General features: G+C 73.1%; 20 protein-coding genes. 10 read left to right on the top strand and 10 right to left on the bottom strand.

Going from position 1 to position 23,202, the window contains the following annotated elements; all coding sequences use genetic code 11:
* Positions 1-37: 37 nt before the first annotated feature.
* A complete protein-coding gene (locus ABD284_RS16985; RefSeq protein WP_344144515.1) occupies positions 38-1,483 on the bottom strand; it encodes an LCP family protein in 1,446 nt (481 codons plus the stop codon).
* Positions 1,484-1,507: 24 nt separating this feature from the next.
* The gene (locus tag ABD284_RS16980; RefSeq protein ID WP_344144514.1) at positions 1,508-2,356 is read right to left on the bottom strand and encodes a TIGR03089 family protein; all 849 of its coding nucleotides are present in this window, start codon (positions 2,354-2,356) and stop codon (positions 1,508-1,510) included.
* 225 nt (positions 2,357-2,581) lie between these two features.
* Here ABD284_RS16980 and ABD284_RS16975 point away from each other — a divergent pair, with 225 nt between their 5' ends.
* The 4 genes from ABD284_RS16975 to ABD284_RS16960 all read left to right on the top strand — a co-directional run bounded on the left by ABD284_RS16975 (position 2,582) and on the right by ABD284_RS16960 (position 8,010).
* Positions 2,582-4,627 carry a hypothetical protein gene (locus ABD284_RS16975; protein ID WP_344144513.1) on the top strand — a complete coding sequence of 682 codons (2,046 nt, stop codon included), beginning with the start codon at positions 2,582-2,584 and terminating at the stop codon, positions 4,625-4,627.
* A 115-nt stretch (positions 4,628-4,742) separates the two neighbouring features.
* Positions 4,743-5,666 carry a glycosyltransferase family 2 protein gene (locus tag ABD284_RS16970; RefSeq protein WP_344144511.1) on the top strand — a complete coding sequence of 308 codons (924 nt, stop codon included), beginning with the start codon at positions 4,743-4,745 and terminating at the stop codon, positions 5,664-5,666.
* Positions 5,667-5,673: 7 nt separating this feature from the next.
* A complete protein-coding gene (locus ABD284_RS16965) occupies positions 5,674-6,765 on the top strand; it encodes a glycosyltransferase family 4 protein (RefSeq protein ID WP_344144509.1) in 1,092 nt (363 codons plus the stop codon).
* A gap of 99 nt (positions 6,766-6,864) precedes the next feature.
* Positions 6,865-8,010 (top strand): cystathionine gamma-synthase, encoded by a 1,146-nt coding sequence (locus ABD284_RS16960; protein WP_344144507.1) that lies wholly within the window; start codon positions 6,865-6,867, stop codon positions 8,008-8,010.
* Between the two features lie 90 nt (positions 8,011-8,100).
* Here the strand turns inward: ABD284_RS16960 and ABD284_RS16955 are convergent, their stop codons facing one another.
* Together ABD284_RS16955 and ABD284_RS16950 are read right to left on the bottom strand one after the other, a co-directional pair.
* On the bottom strand, positions 8,101-8,541 hold the full coding sequence (locus ABD284_RS16955; protein ID WP_344144505.1) for a DUF6292 family protein: 441 nt from the start codon (positions 8,539-8,541) through the stop codon (positions 8,101-8,103).
* A gap of 344 nt (positions 8,542-8,885) precedes the next feature.
* On the bottom strand, positions 8,886-9,182 hold the full coding sequence (locus ABD284_RS16950; RefSeq protein ID WP_344144503.1) for a hypothetical protein: 297 nt from the start codon (positions 9,180-9,182) through the stop codon (positions 8,886-8,888).
* A 241-nt stretch (positions 9,183-9,423) separates the two neighbouring features.
* Between ABD284_RS16950 and ABD284_RS16945 the strand changes: the two genes are divergently transcribed.
* Both ABD284_RS16945 and ABD284_RS16940 read left to right on the top strand, forming a co-directional pair.
* Entirely contained in the window at positions 9,424-10,221 is a 798-nt protein-coding gene (locus ABD284_RS16945; protein ID WP_344144501.1) for a GntR family transcriptional regulator, read from the top strand.
* 276 nt (positions 10,222-10,497) lie between these two features.
* Complete coding sequence (locus ABD284_RS16940; RefSeq protein ID WP_344144499.1) at positions 10,498-11,055, top strand: UTRA domain-containing protein; 558 nt, start codon at positions 10,498-10,500, stop codon at positions 11,053-11,055.
* A gap of 59 nt (positions 11,056-11,114) precedes the next feature.
* On the opposite strand, the gene ABD284_RS16935 is transcribed toward ABD284_RS16940, so the two are convergent.
* Complete coding sequence (locus ABD284_RS16935) at positions 11,115-13,070, bottom strand: vWA domain-containing protein (protein ID WP_344144497.1); 1,956 nt, start codon at positions 13,068-13,070, stop codon at positions 11,115-11,117.
* Between the two features lie 34 nt (positions 13,071-13,104).
* Positions 13,105-14,544 carry a sigma 54-interacting transcriptional regulator gene (locus ABD284_RS16930; RefSeq protein ID WP_386698980.1) on the bottom strand — a complete coding sequence of 480 codons (1,440 nt, stop codon included), beginning with the start codon at positions 14,542-14,544 and terminating at the stop codon, positions 13,105-13,107.
* Between the two features lie 216 nt (positions 14,545-14,760).
* Here ABD284_RS16930 and ABD284_RS16925 point away from each other — a divergent pair, with 216 nt between their 5' ends.
* Positions 14,761-15,921, top strand: a complete 1,161-nt coding sequence (locus ABD284_RS16925) for an FIST signal transduction protein (RefSeq protein ID WP_344144495.1) — start codon at positions 14,761-14,763, stop codon at positions 15,919-15,921.
* A 321-nt stretch (positions 15,922-16,242) separates the two neighbouring features.
* Here ABD284_RS16925 and ABD284_RS16920 read toward each other — a convergent pair whose 3' ends face one another.
* The 3 genes from ABD284_RS16920 to ABD284_RS16910 all read right to left on the bottom strand — a co-directional run bounded on the left by ABD284_RS16920 (position 16,243) and on the right by ABD284_RS16910 (position 18,117).
* The gene (locus ABD284_RS16920; RefSeq protein WP_344144493.1) at positions 16,243-16,791 is read right to left on the bottom strand and encodes an RDD family protein; all 549 of its coding nucleotides are present in this window, start codon (positions 16,789-16,791) and stop codon (positions 16,243-16,245) included.
* A gap of 221 nt (positions 16,792-17,012) precedes the next feature.
* Positions 17,013-17,519: a transcription elongation factor GreA gene (gene greA, locus ABD284_RS16915; RefSeq protein WP_344144491.1), complete on the bottom strand. Its 507-nt coding sequence runs from the start codon at positions 17,517-17,519 to the stop codon at positions 17,013-17,015.
* Positions 17,520-17,697: 178 nt separating this feature from the next.
* Positions 17,698-18,117 carry a DUF4307 domain-containing protein gene (locus ABD284_RS16910; protein WP_344144489.1) on the bottom strand — a complete coding sequence of 140 codons (420 nt, stop codon included), beginning with the start codon at positions 18,115-18,117 and terminating at the stop codon, positions 17,698-17,700.
* 177 nt (positions 18,118-18,294) lie between these two features.
* On the opposite strand from ABD284_RS16910, the gene mca reads away from it, so the two are divergent.
* From mca to ABD284_RS16895, 3 genes are all read left to right on the top strand, one after another.
* Positions 18,295-19,173 carry a mycothiol conjugate amidase Mca gene (mca, locus tag ABD284_RS16905; protein WP_344144487.1) on the top strand — a complete coding sequence of 293 codons (879 nt, stop codon included), beginning with the start codon at positions 18,295-18,297 and terminating at the stop codon, positions 19,171-19,173.
* A 5-nt stretch (positions 19,174-19,178) separates the two neighbouring features.
* Positions 19,179-19,445: a hypothetical protein gene (locus tag ABD284_RS16900; RefSeq protein ID WP_344144486.1), complete on the top strand. Its 267-nt coding sequence runs from the start codon at positions 19,179-19,181 to the stop codon at positions 19,443-19,445.
* A 186-nt stretch (positions 19,446-19,631) separates the two neighbouring features.
* Positions 19,632-21,626 (top strand): thioredoxin domain-containing protein, encoded by a 1,995-nt coding sequence (locus tag ABD284_RS16895; protein WP_344144484.1) that lies wholly within the window; start codon positions 19,632-19,634, stop codon positions 21,624-21,626.
* A gap of 132 nt (positions 21,627-21,758) precedes the next feature.
* Here the strand turns inward: ABD284_RS16895 and ABD284_RS16890 are convergent, their stop codons facing one another.
* Positions 21,759-23,132: a serine/threonine-protein kinase gene (locus ABD284_RS16890; RefSeq protein WP_344144482.1), complete on the bottom strand. Its 1,374-nt coding sequence runs from the start codon at positions 23,130-23,132 to the stop codon at positions 21,759-21,761.
* Positions 23,133-23,202 lie beyond the last annotated feature (70 nt).

The following is a 23,202-nucleotide window of genomic DNA, read 5'->3' as shown; positions in this document are numbered from 1 at the left end:
CGTTCTCACGCCCGGGCGCGCCCGGGCGCCGCCGCGCCTAGCCGCACTTCTGCTCGGCCTCGGCGGCTGTGGTGCCGTCGACCCCGCCGGCCCCGGACGAGGAGCTGCCCGCGTTGCTGGTGAAGCCGTCCCAGTCCTGGGCGAGCACGAGCTGCACCGTCTCGCCGAGGTTGGGGCTCTCCGCGATGGTGGCGTTGACCGCCTCGTCCGCGATGGCCTGGGCGTGCGCCTTCTGGCCGGGCCCGTAGTAGATCGTGGTCTGGGCGGGGATCTCCAGCGGGTTGCCGGTGTTGGCCACCTGGAAGCCCTCGGTGGTCAGCCACTGGCCCACCTGGTCGGCCAGGCCCGGCGTGCCCTCGCCGTTGAGCACCTCCACCGAGACCTCGGAGGGCTCGACCTTCTCCTTCTTCTCGCCTCCGCCGCCGCTTCCGCCGCCGTCGCCCTTGCCGCTTCCGCCGTCGTCGCCGGTGATGCTCTCGTCCTTGGCGATGGTCTCGAAGAGCTGGGAGGCCTGGGGCTCAGTGAGGGCCAGGCGGTTGGGGTCGTCGGGAGCCTGGCCGTTCGGGGCGGTCACGAAGTTGATGTTGCCGAGGTCGACCTCGCGCATCGCCACGGCGAGGTCGCTCATGACCTCCAGGGTGAACTCGTCGTCGGTGGTCATGGTCTCGGTCACCGAGCCGAGGAACGAGGTCAGGTTGCTCGGGCTGCTCAGGACCTTGCCGCTCATCACCTGGTTGAGCATCGCGCCGAGGAACTCCTGCTGGCGCTTGATGCGGCTGAGGTCGGTGCCGTCGCCCTGGCCGTAGCGCGAGCGCATGTAGCCCAGGGCCTCCTCGCCTTCGAGCACCTGCTCGCCCGCCTCCAGGTGGAGCTTGGCCTTCTCGTCGTCGATCGGCTCGGGGATGCACATCCGCACCCCGCCGAGGGAGTCGACGATGCCCTTGAAGCCGGTGAAGTCGACGCTCACGAAGTGGTCGATGTGGATGCCGGTGATGTGCTCCACGGCCTTCCACTGGCACTGGATGCCGCCGAGGGACATCGGCGTGTTGATCATGGCGCGCTGGGCCGCCATGCCGGGCTTGTCGCCGTTGGCCTCGCACGCGGGCAGGTCGACCAGCAGGTCCCGCGGCAGGTTGACCAGGGTCGCACGCCCCTTGTTGGGGGAGATGTGGGCGATGATCAGCGAGTCGGGCCGCGCGCCCTCGGCCTCGCCGTACTTCGCGTTCTCGCCCGTGCGGATGTCCGACCCGATCACCATGATGTTCAGCGCACCCTCGACCCGGCTGGGCCGGTTGCCGAACGCGTCGGTGTTGATGCTCTGCTGGTCGATATTGCCGTAGATGTCGTAATAGGCGGCGTAGGCGGTGAGGCTGGTCCCGATCACCGCAGCGGTCGTCAGGACCGCGAGCCAGCCGCCGATGGACAGGCTCTTCCGTGCCGCGCGCCCCTTCGCGGAGCCTCGGGACGAGCGTTTTCCGGGCATTATCGCACCAAATGTGGGGAGGGGTCAGGTCAGCGGTTTGAAGGATCCGGCGAGAGTGGGGGTGCCGGGCCGAGCGCCGGCTGTCGCCGTGACACGTTCCATGTCCAACCGCGGTTGCAGATTAGCCGAATCGTCGGCGGGGAGCACTACGAGCGGTACCGCACCCGCGAGCGGGGCGAGGAGTAGCGGCAGCCGCGATCCCAGCGCAGTGAGGGGGTCTCCGGCGGCGGTGATGACGGCCACGCGGTCGGTGGAGGCCAGCCCCCACTCGGCCAGCCGCAGCCGTGCGGACTCGGCCAGCTCGGCCCCCGAGGAGGCTCCGGCGGCGATCTCGGCGCCCAGCAGGTCCGTGCCGCCGGCGGCGTCGCCGGGCACCTCGAACGCCGGTGCTGCGGGGTCGACCGCGGCGGCCGCGAACCGGTCGCCGTAGCCGCGCACCTCGACACCGTAGTCCGCGGCGGCCGGCGGGCACTCGGCGAGCGGAGCGCCGAGAGGATGCAGCGACGTGCCCACCACCTCCCGCGCTCCCGTGTCGAGCGCGGCCGGCAGCCGGTCGGGATCGGCCACCGCGATGTCGCAGTCGGGCACCGCGCCCGGCGCCCCCGCCACGGCCGTCGTGCCGGTCGAGAAGCAGGCCAGCAGCCACACCAGGCTCTGCCAGTGCAGCGGAAGCGCCAGCCCGACCCGGTCGCCCGGCTCGGCGCCGAGTCCGTCGACGAGCATGTTCGCGGTCTTGGCCACCCAGTTGTCGAACGTGGCGTAGGACAGCTCCACCCGGCCGCCGGTCGCCTCGTCGTAGACGGTGGCGAAGGGGCGGGCGGGGTCCGCAGCGGCAGCGGCCCGCCACAGGTCCAGCGGGGTTTCCGAGCCCACGGGGCCGTCCTCGTCTCTCGGGTGCGGTGGTCTCGCCGGAGGGCGAGGCGCCGGGCCCGGCCGCCCGCGGGAGGCCCGCGTGCGCGTCCGGCGCCGGAGCACATGCTACTCACGGGAAACCCCCGTCGCACCGACTCCGCGCGCCGGACGAGGTCAGCCGGGGCCGGGCAGGACGGCGGTCGGTCCGTGGCGCGACCCGTTTGCCGAAGCTGAGAAGGTGCCTTCATGGGATCGACCTCCGCGCGCGTGTTCGCCCGCGTTACAGCGGCACCGGCCGTCGTCCTTGCGGCGTGGCTCCTCGTCGCGTTCCCGCTGCTCGTGGCCGGGGTGCTCTCTCCGGTCACCGGTGCGCTGCTGGGCATCCCGGCGGTGGCGGCGGGCCTGCTGGGGGCGTTCCGGCTCGTGCCCGCGCTGCCCGCGGGCGCCGGGCGGGGGCCGGGTCTGCCGTGGTGGCCGTTCGTGCTGACGGCGGCGATCGCGGCCGCCTTCGCCGCGGTGCAGCTGGGCTACCACTCCGAGATCCTGGTCATCCGGCGCGATCCCGCCTCCTACGCGCAGTTCACCCACTGGATCGCCGAGCACGGTTCGCTGCCGATCCCGCAGCGGCGGGACCTCATCGCCGGAGGCGACAACGCGCTGGTCTACGGCAGCCTGGCCTACTACGAGGTCGGCGACGTCGTGTGGCCGCAGTTCCTCGCGGGCGCGCCGCTGGTCTACACGGTGGGTCACTGGCTGGGCGGAATCCCCGGCATGCTGCTGGTCCCGCCGGTGGTCGGCGGGCTGGGCGTGCTGACCTTCGGCGGGCTCGCCGCGCGGCTCGTCGGTCCCCGCTGGGCGCCCGCCGCAGCGCTGGTGCTGGCGGTGTGCCAGACCCAGCAGTGGGTCAGCCGGTCCACCTACAGCGAGCCGGTCGCCCAGGTGCTGCTGCTGGGCGCACTCGTGCTGGCCTACGACGCGCTGACACGCCCAGTCGAGCCGCGCGGCTGGACCCGCTGGCACACCCTGGCCGCGGTCGCCGGGCTGGTGTTCGGGCTGGGCCTGGTCGTGCGCATCACCGCGCTGCGCGACCTGCTGCCGCTGGTGGCCTTCGCCGGCCTGCTGCTGGTCGCCCGGCGCGGCCAGGCCCTGCCGCTGCTGGGCGGGCTGGTGGTAGGCGCCGGCTACGGCGCCGTGGCCGGATACGGGCTCTCCCGCCCCTACCTGGAGCACCTGTCGGCCTCACTCGTCCCGCTGCTGTGGATCAGCGGCGCCGTGGTGGTCTCGGTCGCGGCCGCGGTTGCCCTGCTGTGGCGGCGGGGGCTCCCGCGCGGCGACCGGCCGCGGTGGCTGCCCTCCGCGGCCGCCCTGTCCGTGGTCGCGGTGATGGCGGCCCTGGCGCTGCGCCCGCTGGTCTACACCGACCTCGGGCACGGCGACGAGGCCACCGCCGCCTACATCGGCCGGGTCCAGGAGATCGAGGGCCTGCCCTTCGCCCCCGATCGCACCTACTACGAGATGAGCCTGTACTGGGTGGGCTGGTACGTGGGGCTGAGCACGGTGCTGCTGGCCGCCTTCGGCGCGGCGCTGGTCGTGCGGCGGATCCTGCAGCACCGGGCTCCGCAGTGGGTGCTGCCGGCGATGGTGCTGTCGTGGACCGTCGTCACCACACTGCTGCGCCCGGCCATCACCCCCGACCACCCCTGGGCGAGCAGGCGGCTGATCGTGCTGGTGCTGCCGGCGTTCGTCCTCTTCGCCGTGTGGTTCGTCGCCTGGCTGGCACACCGGCTCTTCACCGAGCCCGGCGCGGACCGGCCGTGGGTGCGCCGCTCTGCGGCCGCGGCGGCGGCAGCGGCCGGCGTCGCCGTGATGCTGGTGCCCACGGCGCTCACCGCCGCGGGGGTCATGACCTACCGCTCCGACGTGGGCAGCGTCGCGGCCGTGCGCAAACTGTGCCGGGCCATACCCGCCGATGCCAGCGTGGTCATGGTCGACGGCGTCTACGGGGGCTACATGCAGCTCGTACGCGGCATGTGCGGGGTGCCCACGGCGGGGCTGTCCTCGGCCGACCCCCAGCGCGACGTCGCGCGTATCATCGCCGGGATCGAGGAGCGCGGCCGCACACCCGTACTCGCGGCGTCGAAGCCGCGCGCCATCCTGCCCTACGTGGAGCCGGGCACACCCGTGCGCCACCCGTTCGACGTCCACGCGGAGCAGGATCCCAGCACCCTGATGGAACCGCCCGCGGGTGCGTGGGTCTTCGACGGCGACGTGTGGATCGCCGTCGTGCGCTGACCGGCCGCCCCGGTCGCGGAGCTATCCTGATTCCCACCGTGAGCGAGATGTCGTTGAACAAAGAATCCGGCGGGCCCGAGTCGGTGCCTCCTACGTCATTCCCACCGTGAGCGAGATGTCGTTGAACGAAGAACCCGGCGGGCCCGAGTCGGCGCCCGACGTCACGATCGTGCTGCCCTGCTTCAACGAGCAGGATCACGTCGTCAAGGAGGTCGAGCGCGTCTGCGCCGCGATGGACGCCTCCCACCACTCCTATGAGCTGCTGGCGGTCGACGACGCCTCCACCGACAACACGCTGGCCCTGCTGCGCGAGGCCGAGCCGCTGTTCCCGCGCCTGCGGGTGCTCGCCTTCGGGCACAACGGGGGCGCGGGCACCGTGCGGCGCATCGGCACCCGGCGCGCCCGCGGGCGGATCGTCGTGTGGACCGACGCCGACATGACCTACCCGAACGAGCGCATTCCCGAGCTCGTGGACCTGCTCGCCGCCAACCCCGACATCGACCAGGTGGTCGGCGCGCGCACGCAGGAGTCGGGCACGCACCGCCTCCTGCGGGTCCCCATGAAGTGGCTGATCCGCAAGCTCGCCGAGCGGCTGACCAACACCCGCATCCCCGACCTCAACTCCGGCCTGCGCGCGTTCCGCCGCGAGGTCTCGCTGCCCTACCTGCGCCTGCTGCCACCGGGGTTCTCCTGCGTGACGACGATCACACTGGCGTTCCTGTCCAACCAGCACCTCGTGCACTACATCCCGATCGACTACGCCAAACGCTCGGGCACCTCCAAGTTCCACTTCGTCCGCGACGCCTACCGCTACCTGCTGCAGGTGCTGCGGATGGTCATGTACTTCAACCCGCTCAAGGTGCTGATGCCGCTGGCGCTGTGGCTGCTGGGCATCGGCGCCGCGAAGTTCGTCTTCGACCAGGTCCGCGCGCCGCTCTACATCCCCAACAACACGATCATGCTGCTGACCAGCGGCCTGATCGTGGCGACCATGGCGCTGCTGGCCGATCTGATCGTGCGCTCGCGCGGCGGGGACTGAGCCGGCCGTGCGGATCAGCCTGGTCGGACCCACCCACCCCTACAAGGGCGGCGGCGCGCGGCACACCACCGAGCTGGCGCACCGGCTGGCCGCGCGCGGGCACGAGGTGGTCGTCGAGTCCTGGCGGGCCCAGTACCCGGCGCTGCTCTACCCCGGCCGCCAGACCGTCTCGGCGCCCGAGGGCGAACCGTTCGGCGCCACGCGGCGCGAGCTCGCCTGGAACCGGCCGCTGGGCTGGTGGCGGGCCGGCCGCAGAATGGGCGCCGAATCCGACCTGGTCGTGGTCACCGTGCTGATCCCCGCGCAGGCCGTGCCGTACCTGGGGATCCTCGCCGGGATCGGCACCGGGGCGCGGACCCTGGCGCTGTGCCACAACGTGCTGCCGCACGAGCGCCGGAGGGGCGACACGGCCCTGATGCGCGCACTGCTGCGGCGTGTCGGCACGGTCCTGGCGCACTCGCCCGAGCAGGCCCGCCTGGCCCGCGGGCTCGCCGCTCCGGCCGCCGACGTCCGCTGGGCGCCGCTGCCGCCGCACCTGCCCGGAACGCGGGGCGACCGCCCGGCCGCCGCGAAGAGCGGGCTGCGGCGCACCCTGCTGTTCTTCGGCATCGTGCGGCCCTACAAGGGTGTCGACCTGCTGCTGCGCGCCTTCGCCCGCGGCGCGCCCGCCGACGTCGGCCTCACGGTCGCCGGCGAGTTCTGGGGCGGGTCCCGGCGACTGCGGGACCTCGCGGCCGAGCTGGGCGTCGCCGACCGCGTCGACTTCCGCGAGGGCTACGTTCCGGCCGACGAGCTGCCCGGGCTGTTCGCCGGCGCCGACGCGCTCGTGCTGCCCTACCGCGCGGCCACGGCCACCCAGAACGTCTACCTGGCCCACGAGCACGGCCTGCCGGTGATCGCCACCCGCGCCGGCGCGCTGCCGGACCGGGTGGCCGACGGGATCGACGGGCTGCTGTGCGAGCCCGACGACGCCGAGGACCTGGCCGGTGCGCTGCGCCGGTTCTACACCCCCGGCACCGCCCAGAGCCTGCGCGCCGCCGTGCGCCCGGCCGAGGCCGGACCGCACTGGGACGTCTACGTCGAGGAACTGCTGGCCTGAGGACCGGGGCCCGCCGCCCGGGAGCGGCGGACCCCGCACCGCGACCGGCGGCGTGCGGGAGGCTGCAGTCCCACCGGCGGCTCATCTAGTGTGTGGGCCATGACGTTCGACGGGTTCGAGACACTGGCCATCCACGCAGGCCAGGAGGCCGACACCGAGACCGGCGCGGTCGTGGTCCCCATCTACCAGACGAGCACCTACGCCCAGGACGGCGTCGGCGGGCTCCGCGGCGGCTACGAGTACTCGCGCACCGCCAACCCCACGCGCGGCGCGCTGGAGGAGTGCCTGGCGGCGCTGGAGTCGGGCATCCGCGGACTGGCGTTCGCCTCGGGGATGGCGGCGGAGGACACGCTGCTGCGCACCGTGGCCAAGCCGGGCGACCACGTGATCATCCCCTCCGACGCCTACGGCGGCACGTTCCGGCTGTTCTCCAAGGTGCTGGAGCGCTGGGGCGTGGAGTGGGAGGCCGTGCCCCAGTCCGACACCGAGGCGGTGCGGCGCGCGGTACGGCCCGAGACCGTGGCGATCTGGGCGGAGACCCCCACCAACCCGCTGCTGACCATCAGCGACATCGAGGCGCTCGCCGGAGTGGCCCACGACAGCGGTGCGCTGCTCGTCGTGGACAACACCTTCGCCTCGCCCTACCTCCAGCGGCCGCTGGCGCTGGGCGCCGACGTGGTCGTGCACTCCACCACCAAGTACCTCGGGGGACACTCCGACGTGGTCGGCGGCGCGCTCGTGGTCTCCGACCCCGAGCTGGGCGACCGGCTGGCCTTCCACCAGAACACGATGGGCGCGGTCGCCGGCCCCTTCGACGCGTGGCTGACGCTGCGCGGTGCCAAGACGCTGGGCGTGCGGATGGACCGGCACTGCGCCAACGCCGAGCGCGTCGTCGAGTCGCTGCGCGCCCACCCGGCGGTGAGCGAGGTCTACTACCCGGGCCTGCCCGATCACCCCGGGCACAAGACCGCCGAGCGGCAGATGCGCGCCTTCGGCGGGATGGTCTCCTTCCGCGTGCGCGGCGGCGAGGAGGCGGCGCTGAAGGTCTGCGAGCGCGCGCGGGTGTTCACGCTGGGGGAGTCCCTGGGCGGCGTGGAGTCGCTGATCGAGCACCCGGGCCGGATGACCCACGCCTCCGCGGCGGGCTCGCCCCTGGAGGTCCCCGCCGACCTGGTGCGCCTGTCGGTCGGCATCGAGTCGGCCGACGACCTGGTGGCCGACCTGGCCGGCGCGCTGGAGAGCTGAGGACCGTCGAGCGGTCCTCGGCCGCCGCGGGCGCGCGGGCGGTGGCGCGCACCGGCCCGCCCGCGCCCCCGCGGCGGAGCGCCGCGGTGGCTAAACCGCGCCGACGGCGGAGTAGGCGGCCAGCCGGGCGTCCAAGCCGTCGCCGTAGTCGCGGAAGGACCGGAACCGCGGGCGCTCGCAGCCGCCGCCCCCGCGTCCGGCCAGCACGTCGCGCACCGCGGCGGCGACCTCGCCGGGTTCGGGCAGCAGGCCGCAGGGCAGGTACCGCGTGTCCTCCAGCGGGGCCCAGCCCTCGTCGTCCATGGGGCCGTAGCGCCAGCCGCTCTCCTCGTCCCAGACGAAGCGCAGCCGGCCGCCGTCGCGCCCGCAGACGATCACGGTGGCGTCCCGCGGGTCCATCGGGTCGTTCCAATGGTCGAGCACGGCGACGCCTCCTGCCGCCAGCCGCAGGGCGACGGCGTCGACATAGGGCTCGGGAAGCCTGACCCACTGGGGGGAGTACGGGGTTGGGAGAGGGCCGTTGTCGATCACGGCGCGGTCCTGCCTATCTAGGTGAATTTCTGCGGAACGAACGGATGTCCGGATACCGGTGCGCAGGCCCCGGCGGATCCGGGTTGCTCCCGCACCGCTCGCGGTGCGCGGCGCGGTCGCGCGATCGGGTTTCGCTGGTGGAAAGCTACGGGTTCGGCGGGGTCCGCGAGTGGATTGCCGCCGGGCGTGTCGCGCCCGCCGGGGCCTCGGCCGGACCGGTGCGGTGCGGCGCCGGGTGCGGCGCCGTGCACCGGCCGAAAACACGCGACCGCGCGCCCGGGTTGGCCGGGCACGCGATCCGCCCGCCTTCACGGCGGAGTTCGCTCTTCGGATGTTACGGGGGGTCAGACCAGGGCGCTCTCCCGGCCGAAGGCGGAGCCGTCCTCTTTTCCATCTCCGCCTTCAGCCTCGCTCCCGGTCTCGTCGTCCGGGACTGAACCGTCGCGCACGAACCGCAGACCCGAGAAGGTGCGGCCGGCGCCCGAGAAGGTCCGGTCGCCGCCGCGGCCGTTGCGCAGAGCGCGGTAGTGACCGCGATCGCTTCGCTTGATCCCGATGGTCGCGGCGACCAGCATTCCGAGCAGGACGCTGAAGAACACGACCAGGATCACCACGATGGTCCCGATTACCAGGGGCATCATGTTTCCCCTCCTCTCGTCGCGCGCGGGCGCCCGTCCAGCGTCCGCGCTCCGGGCGGGTGGCCCGGGAGAGGAATGAACCCAATCCAGCGGACTGACCGATCAATATGGTTCAGACGTCTTTGTCTCCTGTTCAGCTTCATTAGATTCATTCCTACAACTACAACCATGCGCCGACATGGATGATGAGTCAAGGCTTCTGGGTAGAATCATTGGCACCAATTGGTGAACCTCGGGAGAGGCGATGGAGCCCCGGCATATCGAGATCGCTCAAGACCTCATGGAGGAGATCGACCAGGGACGCTATGCTCCGGGCGACTCCATTCCCACCGAGGACCAGCTCATCGACACCTACCGCACGTCGCGCAACACGGTGCGGCGGGCGCTGCAGGAGCTGTCCAACCGCGGGCGCATCAACACCAAGCAGGGCAGCGGAAGCACGGTGCGGGAGTACCGCCCCACCATCCACCTCGCCTCGCCGTTCGAGGGCCAGTCCGACGACGAGCGCTACGACAACTACGTCGAGCGCGTTCGCCGCGAGCAGGGCGTCGAGCCGCGCGAGGAGCTGATGGTCGGTCGCGAGGCGGCCACCGGCGTCCTCGCCCGCCTGCTCCACCTCGACCCCTCGGAGCAGCGGGGCTTCGTCGTCATCCGCCGTTGCGACCGCTTCGTCGGCCCGCGGCTGTGGGAGCGCCAGGAGTCCTACTACCCCGACCACATCGCCGAGGGCACCGACCTGGACCGCCCTGCCAACATCCCCGAGGGCACCAAGAAGCTGCTGGCCGAGCTCGGGTATCCGCAGACCGGCTCCTGGGACGTCGTCGGCGCCAAGATGCCCTCGCTCAAGGAGTCCTCCCGGTTCGCGCTGGGGCCCGGCGTCCCGCTGCTGGTCCACGAGCGGGTCGCCTACTCCGACACCACGCCGATCCGGTTCACCCGCACGTTCCTGCCGGCCGACCGGCACCAGCTGCTCTACGCCGAGGGCGCGATCGCGCCCGAGCTGCTGCAGATGGCCACCGATGTGAACGTCTACGACCGCTGACCCCGCCCGCCGCCGTCCCGACCGACGTGTAAACGCTTCCCGACCTCCTGCATTTCGACGCTTTCCCATTTCAGAAGGGGTGAGGCGCAACAACCGACCGCTAATCGCACAACAGGCGGTGAGTCGACCCGCACAGCGGTGGCCGCATCCGGCCCCGGCACGCCGAGCGCCGCAGGCGGCGCCGGTAAGGGAACAGTGCGGGCAAAGGCCGGTCATGCTTTGACGTAAAAGGGTATAGCTCTAGGCGATTGCTGCCCATTTGCGAGAGGTGTACCGGTGAACGAGGAATCCCCCAGCTTCCACTATCCGGCCAGCCGGGAGCGGGTACGCGACGCTGCCGGCGACCACGACGCCTTCGACCAGTTCGTCGTGGACTCGGGCCGGCGGCCGAGCAAGGAACTCCAGGTCGAGCGCACGGACCAGGCTCCGCCGTCCGTCGCTTCCCGGTTGGGGACGTCCGCCGCACTCGTCAGGCGCGCCGTACGGGCCGTCGACGGGCGCACCGTCGCACTGGAGACCTCCTACTACCCCCTCGACCTGGCGGCTGGAACCGAGTTGGAGGGCCCCGAGGACATCGCCGCGGGCACGATATCCGTGCTGGCCGCCAGCGGCCACGCGCAGACCGGGTACCGCGACGAGGTCGCCGCGCACGCCGCCTCCGCCGGCGAGGCGGCGGAGCTGGGCGTGGCGTCGGACACCCCGTCCCTGCGCACGTTGCGCACCGTGTGGTCCGACGAGCGGGTGCTGCGGGTGACCGAGACGGTGACTCCGATGGGCGCCGACATGGTGCTGTGCTTCGAGACCGGCGCGCCCGCACCCGCCGCCGGAAGCTGAGCGGCGCGCGCCGGGCGGCACCGCCCGCCGCGGCCGCTCCGCACTCCCGCGCCGATTCGTCAGCCCGCGCGGCGCCGGCGCGAGAGGAAGTCGCGGACGACGTAGCCGCCCAGCCGGTCGGCGTCCGGCCGGACGACGCGGCCGCCGTTGCGGCGGGCGACCTCGTCCACGAAGCGCTCCAGCCGCGGATCGTCGGCCAGTAGGAACACGTTCAGGCTCGCGCCCCGGCGGGTCATGCGGTCGACCTCGGCCAGAGTGGCCGCCGTGGTCTCCGATGAGGGCGGCCAGGCGAACGCCGCCGAACCGTCGCGCTGCAGGTGCGCGGTGGGCTCGCCGTCGGTCACCACGAGCACGATCGGCTCGAAGTCGGAGTGCCGGTCGAGGTGCCGTCCGGCGAGCAGCAGGGCGTGCTGGAGGTTGGTGCCCTGGACGGGCTCCCAGGACAGCTCGGCCAGCCCGTTGGGCGGCAGTTCGCGCGCGTAGTCGCTGAACCCGATCACCTGCACGGCGTCCTGCGGGAACCGCGTGGTCACCAGCGAGTGCAGCGCCATGGCGGTCTGCTTCGCGCCGCCCCACAGGTCGCGCAGCGCCATCGAATAGGACAGGTCGACCAGCAGGCACACCGCGGCGGCGTCGCGGCGCTCGGTCTCGGCGACCTCGAAGTCGTCGGGATGCATCCGCACCGCGCCGCCGGGGCGGGAGCCGCCGCGGGCGATCGCGTTGCGCAGGGTGCGCACGACGTCCAGCGGCTCGTCGTCGCCGAACTCCCACGGGCGCGTGGCGCCGGTGGCCTCGCCGGAGTGCCCGGCGGCGTCGTCGGCGTGCCCGCCGGGGCGTGACGCGTCGGAGTCGGCGAACACCTCGCGCAGCGCGGTCTCTCCGAGGCGGCGCACCGCCTTGGGCGTCAGGCGCAGCCGGTTGCGCGATCCCTCGACATAGCCCTGTTCGCGCAGCTCGCGCTCCACCGCCCGCAGCCGGTCCAGGTCGTCGACCGCCCGGCGGCCCAGCGCGCGCCGCACCGCCTCCTCGTCGACGTCGTCCAGCCCGGCGCCGGCATAGCCCTGGTTCAGTGCGGTGTCCAGCTCGGCGAGATCGGCGAGCTCCTGCACGGCGGTGGTGGCGTCGCCCATCCCGAGGCCCTCCTCGCCCTCCATCCGCTCGCCGCCGCTCCAGTCGAGGTCGGGGCGGCGGGCGCGCAGCGCACCCGAAAGACGCTCCAAGGCCTGGCTCATGCCCGACTGCGCTTCGGCGTCCTCCATCAGGCCCTGCAGCTCGGCGCGCTGCTCGGGTGTCAGCGAGGCCATCATGCGCTGGGCGGCCGCGGCGCGCCGCGCCAGGGAGTCGACGAGCTCCTCCAGGTTCCGCGGCGTGGGCTCCTCGGGGAACATGTCGCCGTAGGAGTCCATGAACCGGTCGAAGTCGGCCTGAGTGTGCTCGCCGCGGTCGTCGGCCTCCAGCATGTCGTTGAGCGCGTCGACCATCTCGCGCACCCGCTGCATGTCCTCGGGCCCGCTGTCGGCCAGCGCGTCCTTCATCCCCTGGAAGCGGGTGTCGAGCACCTCGCGGCGCAGCAGGTCGCGCAGCTCGTCGAAGCTCTGCCGGGCGGCCTGCGAGCGCCACCGGTAGTCCGACAGCCGCCGCACCGCCGCCGAGGTGTCCTGGGGCAGCGAGTCCAGCTCGGCCTCACGCAGCCGGGCGTCGTCGGAGGGGTCGGGGAACAGCTCGGCGCGCTCCTGGCCGAGCGCGCGGTCCAGCAGCGCGCGCGCCTCCTCCAGGGTGCCGTCGAGCCTGCCGCGCGAGCGGACCTGCTCGCGGCGGCGGCGCACGTCGCGCAGCATGTCGTCCAGCCCGCGGACATCCTGGGTGCCCCGCCGCAGCAGGTCGCGCAGCGCCCGCATCGGGTCGGCGCCGCCCATGATGTCGCGGCCCATCTCGTCGACCGCGGCCCGCACGTCGTAGGGCGGGGCGAGGGGGTCGGGTCCGTCGTCGTATTCGCCGTAGCGGAAGCGGTTCACCTGGGGTCTCCCCTCCGGCCACAGGTCGGGCGGTTCAGGTCCGGTAGACGGTGCGGTCGCGCACCGTGTCCTTGGACAGCCGCCGGTTCAGGTACAGCCCTTCCAGCGCGAACTCCACCGCGGCGGCCGCGAACCCCGGTGTCTCGCCGGTGTCCTCGTCGGGGGAGAGGCGGGCGATGAGGTCGGCCAGGCCGGGCAGCGGGCCCACGCCGCGCAGCAGTTCGCTCCCGCTGACCAGCTCGCCGGACTCGACGGTGCCGCCGTCGGCGAAAAGGTCGGTCAGCGCGGCCAGGTCGGCCCCGCCCAGCGTGCGGCGGAACGACTCGGCGGTGGCGCGCCGCAGCAGGTGGGCCAGCACCTCGCTCTCGCGCCCCTCCTCGCCGACCTCGAACTCGACCTTGCCCTGCAGCGTCTCGACGATCGGCGGGAGGTCGCAGACCCGCGCCACCGGGTGGTCCTCGCCGGTGAGGGCGCCGCGGCGGCGCGCGGAGGCGGCCACGGTCTCGATGCCGGCGATGGCGAACCGCGCCGAGACGCCGGAGCGGTCGTCCACGGACGAGGAGTCGCGGACCAGGCGGGTGAAACGGGAGACGATCTCGACCAGGTGGTCGGGCACCACGACGCCCGGCGCGAGGTCGGCCTCCTGGTGCACCAGGGCGGTCTCCTCCTCCAGGTCGAGCGGGTAGTGGGTGCGCACCTCGGCGCCGAAGCGGTCCTTGAGCGGGGTGATGATGCGGCCCCGGTTGGTGTAGTCCTCCGGGTTGGCGCTGGCCACCAGCAGCACGTCCAGCGGCAGGCGGAGCGCGTATCCGCGGATCTGGATGTCGCGCTCCTCCAGCACGTTCAGCAGCGCCACCTGGATGCGCGCGGCGAGGTCCGGCAGCTCGTTCAGGCTGAACACGCCGCGGTTGGAGCGCGGGACGAGCCCGAAGTGCACGGTCTCGGGGTCGCCGAGGCTGCGGCCCTCGGCCAGCTTGATCGGGTCGATGTCGCCGATCAGATCGCCCACGGCGGTGTCGGGCGTGGCGAGCTTCTCGCCGTAGCGCCCTTCGCGGTGCCACCACGCCACGGGCAGGTCCTCGCCGGCCTCGGCGGCCAGCCCGCGGCAGCGCGAGCAGACCGGGGCGTAGGGGTGGTCGTTCACGGGGCAGCCCTCGACGACGGGCGTCCACTCGTCCAGCAGCGTCGATATGGTGCGGATCAGCCGGGTCTTGCCCTGGCCGCGCTCGCCGAGCAGGACGAGGTCGTGGCCGGCAAGCAGGGCGCGCTCCACCCGGGGGAGCACGGTCTCGTCGAACCCGACGATTCCCGGGAAGCGCTCCTCGCCCGCACGCATGCGCGCGATCAGGTTGTCGCGCACCTCGTGCTTGACCGGGCGGTGCACGTGCCCGGCGGCGCGCAGGGCGCCGAGGGTGGTGGGCTCGCGTGTGGGCAGGTGGTCGGGGGCGGTGTGGCCGTTGGTCGAGGCAGACACGGGGTCGAGTCTATGCACCGGCGCCGATTCCGCCAGCGCGCGTGCGGCATCGCGGTGCCGCGGGATTCCGCGGTCGCGGGCTGGTGGACACCGGCGAATGTCGAGGAAAGTCGGGCAAAGCCGTCGGATACGCCCGGCGCCGGAAGGGTTTGACCGCGTGTGGCTGGGAGTATGGTCCGATTGGAGGAGTCGGGTCGATGAGCGAGGTGGCGGTCGATGACCAGGTTCGGTGACGCGTTGGCGACGGGCGCCGACCTTGTGAGCGCCGCCGAGCGGGCGGTGCTCGAGGCGACGCGCGCTCTCGACGCCCCGGCCGACCTGATCTGCTTCTTCGTCAGCGGCGCCGACCCGGACGAGGTGACACTGGCGGGCAGGCGCGTGATGGCGCTCGCCGGTGATGCGGTCACCCTCGGATGCAGCGCCACGGGCGTGGTCGGCGGCGGACGCGGTGTCGAGGAGCAGGGCGCGGTCAGCGTATGGGCGGCCCACCTGCCCGCTGTGACGCTGAGCCCCTTCCGGCTCGACGTGATCCCCGAGGGCGACCACCTGGCCGTGGTGGGCATGCACGAGCCCGACTCCGACGACCGCGCCGCGCTGCTGCTGGTCAACCCCTACGAGTTTCCGGCGCAGTCGTTCGTGGAGCGCTCCACCGACGCCCTGGGCGGGCTGCCGCTCGTCGGCGGGCTCGCCGACGGCATGCGCGGCCAGGAGTCGGTGCGGCTCTTCGCCGGCGGCGAGGTCGTCGAGGCGGGCGCGGTCGGCCTGATGCTGGGCGGCGCCGGTGTCGCGGGCACCATGGTCAGCCAGGGGTGCCGCCCGATCGGCCGGGCGATGGCCGTTACCAAGTCCGAGGGCAACGTCATCCTGGAGCTGGCCGGCGACTCCGCCTACGAGCGCCTGGAGGGCCTGGTCAACTCGCTGCCGCCGGAGGAGCAGGAGCTGGCCGCCAACGGCCTGCACATCGGCATCGCCATGGACGAGTACGCCGACACCCACGAGCACGGCGACTTCCTGGTGCGCTCGGTCGTGGGCGCCGATCCGGAGTCGGGTTCGCTGACCATCGGCGACATGATCGAGGTCGGCCAGACCGTGCGCTTCCAGGTCCGCGACTACGACAGCGCGGCCTCCGACCTGGTCGAGCGCCTGCAGGCGTTCAACGACGAGCTCGGCGGCCGCGCCTCCGCGGCGCTGTTGTTCTCCTGCAACAGCCGCGGCTCGTCGATGTTTCCCACCTCCGACCACGACGTGCGGCTGGTGCAGCAGAACCTCGGGATCGAGAGCGTGGGCGGCTTCTTCGCGGCGGGCGAGATCGGCCCGGTCGCGGGGCGCAACCACGTGCACAGCCTCACGGCCTGCGTGCTGGCGTTCGAGGGCTGACCCCGGCCGCCGTCCGCCGCTGACCGCCGCCCGCGGGCGCCCGCGCAGAGCTCGCCGAACGCGACCGGGCCCGTCCGTGCGGGGCCGGGCAGCTCCTTGTCCGAGCGCGGGCCGGCGGCGGCCGGTGCGGCGGTCGACGTCGCGTGCCGGGCGAAGGGGACCGAGGCCACCGGACCGCAGGGCGTCAGCGACACGTGGTTTTGCATCGGCGAGGGCGACCACGTCCCGGCGGGCCACGTGCGCGGCGGCGCCACGGCCCCGACCCGCCCGCATGAGGGCGGACGAGCCCGCCGCCCGCCCCGGCTGGGCGGGGCGCGGCGGTCAGCCGCGCACCACCACCGTCCCGGCGGCGCGGTCGTGCAGGCTCTGCCCGGTGTCGGCGTCGGCGAGCGCCGACATGCAGTCGATCAGCGTGAACAGCTGACCCAGGCACGGGAGGGCCTGCGGCAGGCCGAAGATCGCGGCGCGGCCGGCGGACTGGCCTTGGCGCAGCGGTCCGCCGTCGCGGCGGACGACGCGGATGCCCAGCGCCGCCTTGCCCAGCGTACGCCCGCGCGCGGCGTTGCACAGCCAGTCGTGCAGGAACATCACCGGACCGGTGCCGAAGAAGAACAGCAGGGCCCATGCGTCGAAGTACCGGTCGGCCAGTTCTCCGCCGCGCAACGAGGCCTCGGCGAGGAACGAGACCAGGATGAAGAACAGGATCACCGCCATGCTGATGACCGTGTAGTCGACCATGCGGGCGGAGAGCCGCCGGCCGAACGAGGCCGTGGGGCGGCCGCGGTGCGGCGACATGCCGTAGTAGGGCGCCGGCCCGGGCCCGGGTGCGCCGGGCGGTGGAGCGCCGTGCCAGTACGGGGAAGGGGTCACGCGGAATATGGTGCCATCGCTCGCGCGGCCCGGCCACCGGACGCCGGACGGGTCGGCCTCCGGCGTCCCAGTTCAGCGGAGAGCAGTCGGCGCGCCGCGAATCCAGCCGCGGTATCGGACGGAATCAATCGGTCCGCACCGCATGTCGGAAAACGCCCCCAACGCGGAAGGGGCGGCCCTCGGGCCGCCCCTTCCGCGCGTTCCGCCTGCTGATCGCGCCGTTAGGACGACTCCGCGCCGTAAGGGACGGCGTCGATGATCTCCACGGAGGCACTTCGTCCGTTCGGCAGGGTGTAGCTGACCGTCTCGCCGATCTTCTTGCCGTTGATGGCGCTGCCCAGCGGCGACTTCGGGGAGTAGACGTCGATCGGCGCGCCGCTTTCCTCCCGGGAGGCGAGGAGGAAGGTGACCTCTTCGTCATCGCCTTCGAACTTGATGGTGACGGTCATACCGGGGCCGACCGTGCCCGCCTTCTGCGGTGCCCCTCCCACCCGCGCATTGCGCAGGATGTTCTGGATCTGGGCGATGCGGGCCTCGATCTTGCCCTGCTCCTCCTTGGCGGCGTGGTAGCCGCCGTTCTCGCGGAGGTCACCCTCTTCGCGGGCGGCTTCGATCTTGTCGGCGATCTCGATGCGACCAGTGCCCGTCAGGTGCTCCAGCTCCGCGTTGAGCCGGTCATACGCCTCCTGAGTCAGCCAGGTGACGTTGTCATCGCGGGTCTCGGTCACGGGAACTCCCTTGGTGCTAACTAGTGACTGCGGCCGTAGCGGCCGTAGCTGAACTTACGAGATTATCACCGCGCCATTCGGACGACAGGGCGATAAACGCTGGTCCGCGCGGTGCGAGTGGAGGACGGGACGCGGTCGGGACGCGGCCGTGTCCCGACGCCGAGTAGCAGGGGCGGAACTACCTTGTGGAACTCTGTTCCCTGCAGGAGCCCACTTCTACCGCCGAAGCCTCACGAATCGTGTCAACGGTCGCGGTGACGTCGCGGATTCCCGACTCGACGTCGACGCTCTTCTGGCCGACCACGACGTGCTGCGCGTCGCGCGCGGTGATCACGCATTCGGCGGGGGCGTCGCTGTTCACCTGGAAGCTCACGCTCGCCTCGTCCGCCGACTCGACCTCCCAGGCCACCACCTGGACCGATACTCCGCTACCGGAGCCGCCGTAGCTCATCAGCGCGTATCCCCACCCGATCGTGAAGACCGCGGCGGCCAGCACCCCGACCACGAAGAAGACGGGGGTCTCGCCCAGGCGGCGCCGCGTCCAGGACGCGGCGGACTCGGTGGCGCCGGTCGTGGCGCCGGCGGGGCGGTCGGGCATCGGGAATCTCCGAACGTGGGGTCTACGTTGTCTAAGATAGCCCCGTTCCGGGTCGCCCCTGTTCCACCCCTGCCCCGCATGTCCGCGAGGCCGGCGGCGCGGGTCGAACCCGCGGGGCGGAGGCCTTTTTCCCGCCCGTCCATTCGTCTCACGCGACTACCCAAGGGGACCGTTCCGTTGTCCGAGCGTTTGCGGCTGATGGCCGTTCATGCCCATCCCGATGACGAGTCCAGCAAAGGCGCGGCCACCATGGTCCGCTATGGGCACGAGGGCGCCGATGTGCTCGTCGTCACCATGACCGGCGGTGAGGCCGGATCCATCCTGAATCCGGCGATGGACCGTCCCGAGATCCGCGCCGACATCGCCGAGGTCCGGCGCAAGGAGATGGCCGCGGCCCGCGAGATCCTCGGCGTCCACCAGGAGTTCGCCGGGTTCGTCGACTCCGGCCTGCCCGAAGGCGACCCCCTGCCCCCGCTGCCCGAGGGGTGCTTCGCCCTCCAGCCGCTGGATGTCGCAGCCGAGCCGCTGGTCCGCTCCATCCGCTCCTTCCGTCCCCACGTCGTGCTGACCTACGACGAGAACGGCGGCTACCCCCACCCCGACCACATCATGACCCACAAGGTCTCGGTCGAGGCGTTCGACGCCGCGGGCGACCCCGAGCGCTACCCCGGCGCCGGCGAGCCCTGGCAGCCGCTCAAGCTCTATTACCACGTCTCCTTCCCCCGGGACCGCTTCGAGCGCGTGTCGGCGCTGCTGCACGAGCGCGGCCTGGAGAACCCCATCGCCGAGTGGATCGAGCGCATGAAGGAGCGCAACTTCCCCGAGTGGGAGATCACCACGCAGGTGCGCTGCGACGAGTTCTTCGAGACCCGCGACCGCGCGCTCATCGCCCACGCCACCCAGATCGACCCGGACGGCTTCTGGTTCGTGGTGCCCATGGACGTGCAGCGTGAGGCCTGGCCGTACGAGGACTACCACCTCGCCCGGTCGCTGGTCGACACCGACGTCCCCGAGGACGACCTCTTCGCGGGCGTCCGCGAGTCGGTGAGAGCATGAGGGGCATGAACGCCCTGGCAGTACTGGCCTCCGACGGGCCCGCCGCCGACACCGTCACGCCCGGCGTACTCGGGTTCATCGCCGTGGCGGCCATCGGCGTCGCCCTGTACTTCCTCATGAAGTCGATGCGCAACCGCCTGGCCGCGATCCAGGTGGAGCGCGACGAGCCGGCCGGCTCCGCCGAGGACTCCGCCGGCACCGCCGAAGCGGCGGAGGCCGAGGCCGACCCCGGCCCCGCCGGCTCGGCGGGCACCCCGTCTCCGTCCTCGTGAGCCCGTCCGCCGCCCGGCCCGGCCGGGCGGCGGACCGCAGCGGCGCGCACGGCCTCCGGGCGGCGCCGCTCCGGCGGCGTGCGGACGCCGCCCCCTCGCCGTGCCGGAGGACGGCCACCGCTCCGCCGTCCGAGTCCGTCCGGTGCGAGGTGGCATCGGCGGCGGCCGCGCGGGCAGAGTGGGGGTATGCCTAACCGTCTCGCCGAAGCGACCAGCCCCTACCTGCTCCAGCACGCCGGCAACCCGGTCGACTGGCACCCCTGGGGTGAGGAGGCGTTCGCCGAGGCCCGGCGCCGCGAGGTGCCGGTACTGCTGTCAGTGGGCTACTCCGCCTGCCACTGGTGCCACGTCATGGCCCACGAGTCCTTCGAGGACCCGACCACCGCGCAGATGATGAACACCGGGTTCGTCAACATCAAGGTCGACCGCGAGGAGCGCCCCGACGTCGACGCCGTCCACATGGAGGCCACCCAGGCCATGACCGGCCAAGGCGGCTGGCCCATGACCGTGTTCCTCACGCCCGACGGCGCCCCCTTCTACTGCGGCACCTACTTCCCCCGCGAGCACTTCCAGCGGCTGCTGATGGGGGTCCAGCGCGCCTGGTCGGAGGAGCGCGAAGGCGTCGTCGAGCAGGGCCGGCGCGTCGTCGAGGCGCTGAGCGGGAGCCGCTCCCTGGGGCGCGGCAACGCACCCGGCCCGGAGGCGCTCGACGAGGCGGTCGAGGTGCTCTCCCGCGAGTACGACGACGCCAACGGCGGCTTCGGCGGTGCGCCCAAGTTCCCGCCGTCCATGCTGCTGTCCTTCCTGCTGGCCCAGCACGCGCGCACCGGCGCGGAGCGCGGCCGCGCGATGGCCGAGCACACCGCCGAGGCGATGGCCCGCGGCGGCGTCTACGACCAGCTCGGCGGCGGGTTCGCCCGCTACTCCGTCGACTCCCGCTGGGTCGTCCCGCACTTCGAGAAGATGCTCTACGACAACGCCCTGCTGGTGCGCGCCTACACCCGGCTGTGGCGCGCCACCGGCGACGCGCTGGCCAAGCGGGTGGCGCTGGAGACCGCCGACTGGATGGTCGCCGACCTGCGCACCGGCGAGGGCGGCTTCGCCTCGGCCCTGGACGCCGACACCGAGGGCGAGGAGGGGCGCTACTACGTGTGGACACCCGGCGAGCTGCGCAGCGCCCTCGGCGAGGACGACGGCGCCTGGGCGGCCGAGCTGTTCGGCGTGACGCCGGAGGGCACCTTCGAGCACGGCTACTCGGTGCTGCGCCTGCCCGAGGACCCCGCCGACTCCGGACGCTACGAGCGGGTGCGCGCCTCGCTGCTCGCCGCGCGCGCGAAGCGGGTCCGGCCCGACCGCGACGACAAGGTGGTGGCCGCCTGGAACGGGTTGGCCGTCGCGGGCCTGGCCGAGGCCGGCGCCCTGTTCGACCGGCCCGACCTCGTCGAGCGCGCCCGCGAGGCCGCCGACCTGCTCACCCGGGTGCACGTCAGCGGCGACCGGCTGGTGCGCACCTCCCGCGACGGCCGGGCGGGGGCGAGCGCGGGCGTGCTGGAGGACTACGCCGACGTCGCCGAAGGGCTGCTGGCGCTGCACGCCGTCACCGGCGAGCCGGAGCGGGTCGAGCTGGCCGGCCGGCTGCTCGGCACGGTCCTGGACCACTTCGGCGACGGCGAGGGCGGCTTCTTCGACACGGCCGACGACAGCGAGGCGCTGTTCAACCGCCCGCAGGACCCCACCGACGCCTCCACGCCCTCCGGCCGGTTCGCCGCCGCGGGAGCACTGCTGTGGTATGCGGGGCTGACGGGGTCGGCGCGCCACCGCCAGGCCGCCGACGAGGCGCTCGCGGTCGCGGTCCCGCTGGCCGCCAAGGCGCCGCGCGCGGCGGGCTGGGGGCTTGCCGTCGCCGAGACGCTGCTGTCGGGTCCGCTGGAGATCGCCGTCGTGGGACCCGAGGACGACCCCGCGACCGCGGAGCTGCACCGCACCGCCCTGCTGGAGGCGCCGTTCGGCACGGCGGTCACCCGCGGCCGGCCCGGTGGCGCGGCCGCGGTCCCGCTGCTGGAGGACCGCGGGCTGGTCGACGGCTCGCCGGCGGCCTACGTCTGCCAGGGCTTCAGCTGCCGCCTTCCGGTGACCTCTCCGGAGGAGTTGAGCGGGCAGATCGCGCAGACGCGCGCCTGAGCCGGCGGTGCGCGCCGCGGCGGAGGCCGGCGGCGGGCGAGCTACCGGAAGCCGGTTGGCGGCGCTGCCGCGGCCGCCGGCTTCCGGCAGTCGGCATCGGCGCGAAGCGGCCGGTCGTTTCGGGCGGCGGGCTCAGCGCGCCAGCCGGGTGGCGGAGACGATGCGGTCGATCACATCCGGCTGGGAGCCGGGCTGGCGGACCTCCAGGTACAGCGTCGCCTCGCGGTGCTTGCTGGCCAGCGACGCGACGGCGACCGCGCCCGGCCGCCCGGGGCAGGACGGCCACTGCCGGATCTGGCCCGACCATTCGGGATCCTCGAACGCGCGCCGCTCCACCGGCCCTCGGCAGGGGGCGCCGCTGAGCACCGAATCGAGGTCGTAGCCCCTACCGGGCAGCAGCGCGGCGAACACCCCGGCCACCGCCGCCCGGGGTTCGTCCCAGGCTTCGAGGTCGGTGGCCACCAGCACGCCCGAGGCGGTGTCGGACTCCACGGCGCTGGGGACGGCACGGCCGTTGTGGAACTGCCGCGCCCAGGCCTGGGGCACCGCCAGGTGCAGTTCGTCGCCCGCGTAGCGCACCTCGGTCAGCACGCCGGTGGTCGACGCGGCGGCGCCGGTCGTGGCGGCCATCAGCACCACGAGGGAGCAGAACGCCGCCGCCGCCCGCCGCCAGAGCGAGCGGTGCCGGACCCACCACGGAAGCTCCGAGCGCAGGTCGGGGGCCATCCGGATGGCGCGGATGCGGTCGGTGAACGCCTTGGCGTCGGACGGGCGCGCGGTGCGGTCCTCGGCCAGCGCGGACATGATCAGGTCGTCGAGGGCCCGCGGCACTCCCGGCCGCAGCCGCCGCGGGGGCACCCGCACCGGCGGCTGCGGCGGCCGGCGGCCGGTGATCAGTTCGTAGGCGACGGCGCCGAGCGAGTAGACGTCGGCACGCACGTCGAGGTCGCCGCCGGGGCCGCGCTGCTCGGGGGACATGTAGCCGGGTGTGCCCGCGGCGGCGGTGAAGCCCGACGCGCCGTCGATCGCCTTGGCGAACCCGAGGTCGGCCACTAGGACCCTTTGGCCCACGGGCGACGACTGCAGGAGTACGTTGGATGGCTTGATGTCGCGGTGGATGGTGCCGTGGCCGTGGAGGACGGTGACGCCTTGGCCGATTTCGGTCAGCAGCCGCAGGGCCTCGTCCAGGGGCAGGGGTCCCTTGGCGGCCAGATCGGCCACGCTGCCCTGGTCGGCGTAGGGCATGACGAAGTACGGCCGCTCGTCGGCGAGCGTGCCGATGTCGTGCACCCTGATCAGCCACGCGGAGTCGGCTTGGCGGAGGATCCGGGCCTCCTCCATGAAGCGGTGGTGCACGTCGAGCTGGTGCGCCCAGTTCTCGGCCAGGACCTTGACGGCCACGGGGGTGTCCAGCCGGTCGTCGTGCGCGAGCCATACTGTCGCGAACGAGCCCGAGCCGAGATGCCGAATAACGCGGTATCGGCCGAAAGTGTCCGGTTGTGCCACAGGGAGTGCCTTACCAGTGCCGCGAGGGCCAAACGTGGAGCGGAGTTCGCGCGCAGGGCGGGTAAGCGGT

Source organism: Streptomonospora arabica, from assembly GCF_039531585.1.
Lineage (GTDB): Bacteria > Actinomycetota > Actinomycetes > Streptosporangiales > Streptosporangiaceae > Streptomonospora > Streptomonospora halophila.
This window is presented reverse-complemented; position numbering and strand designations above follow the sequence as displayed.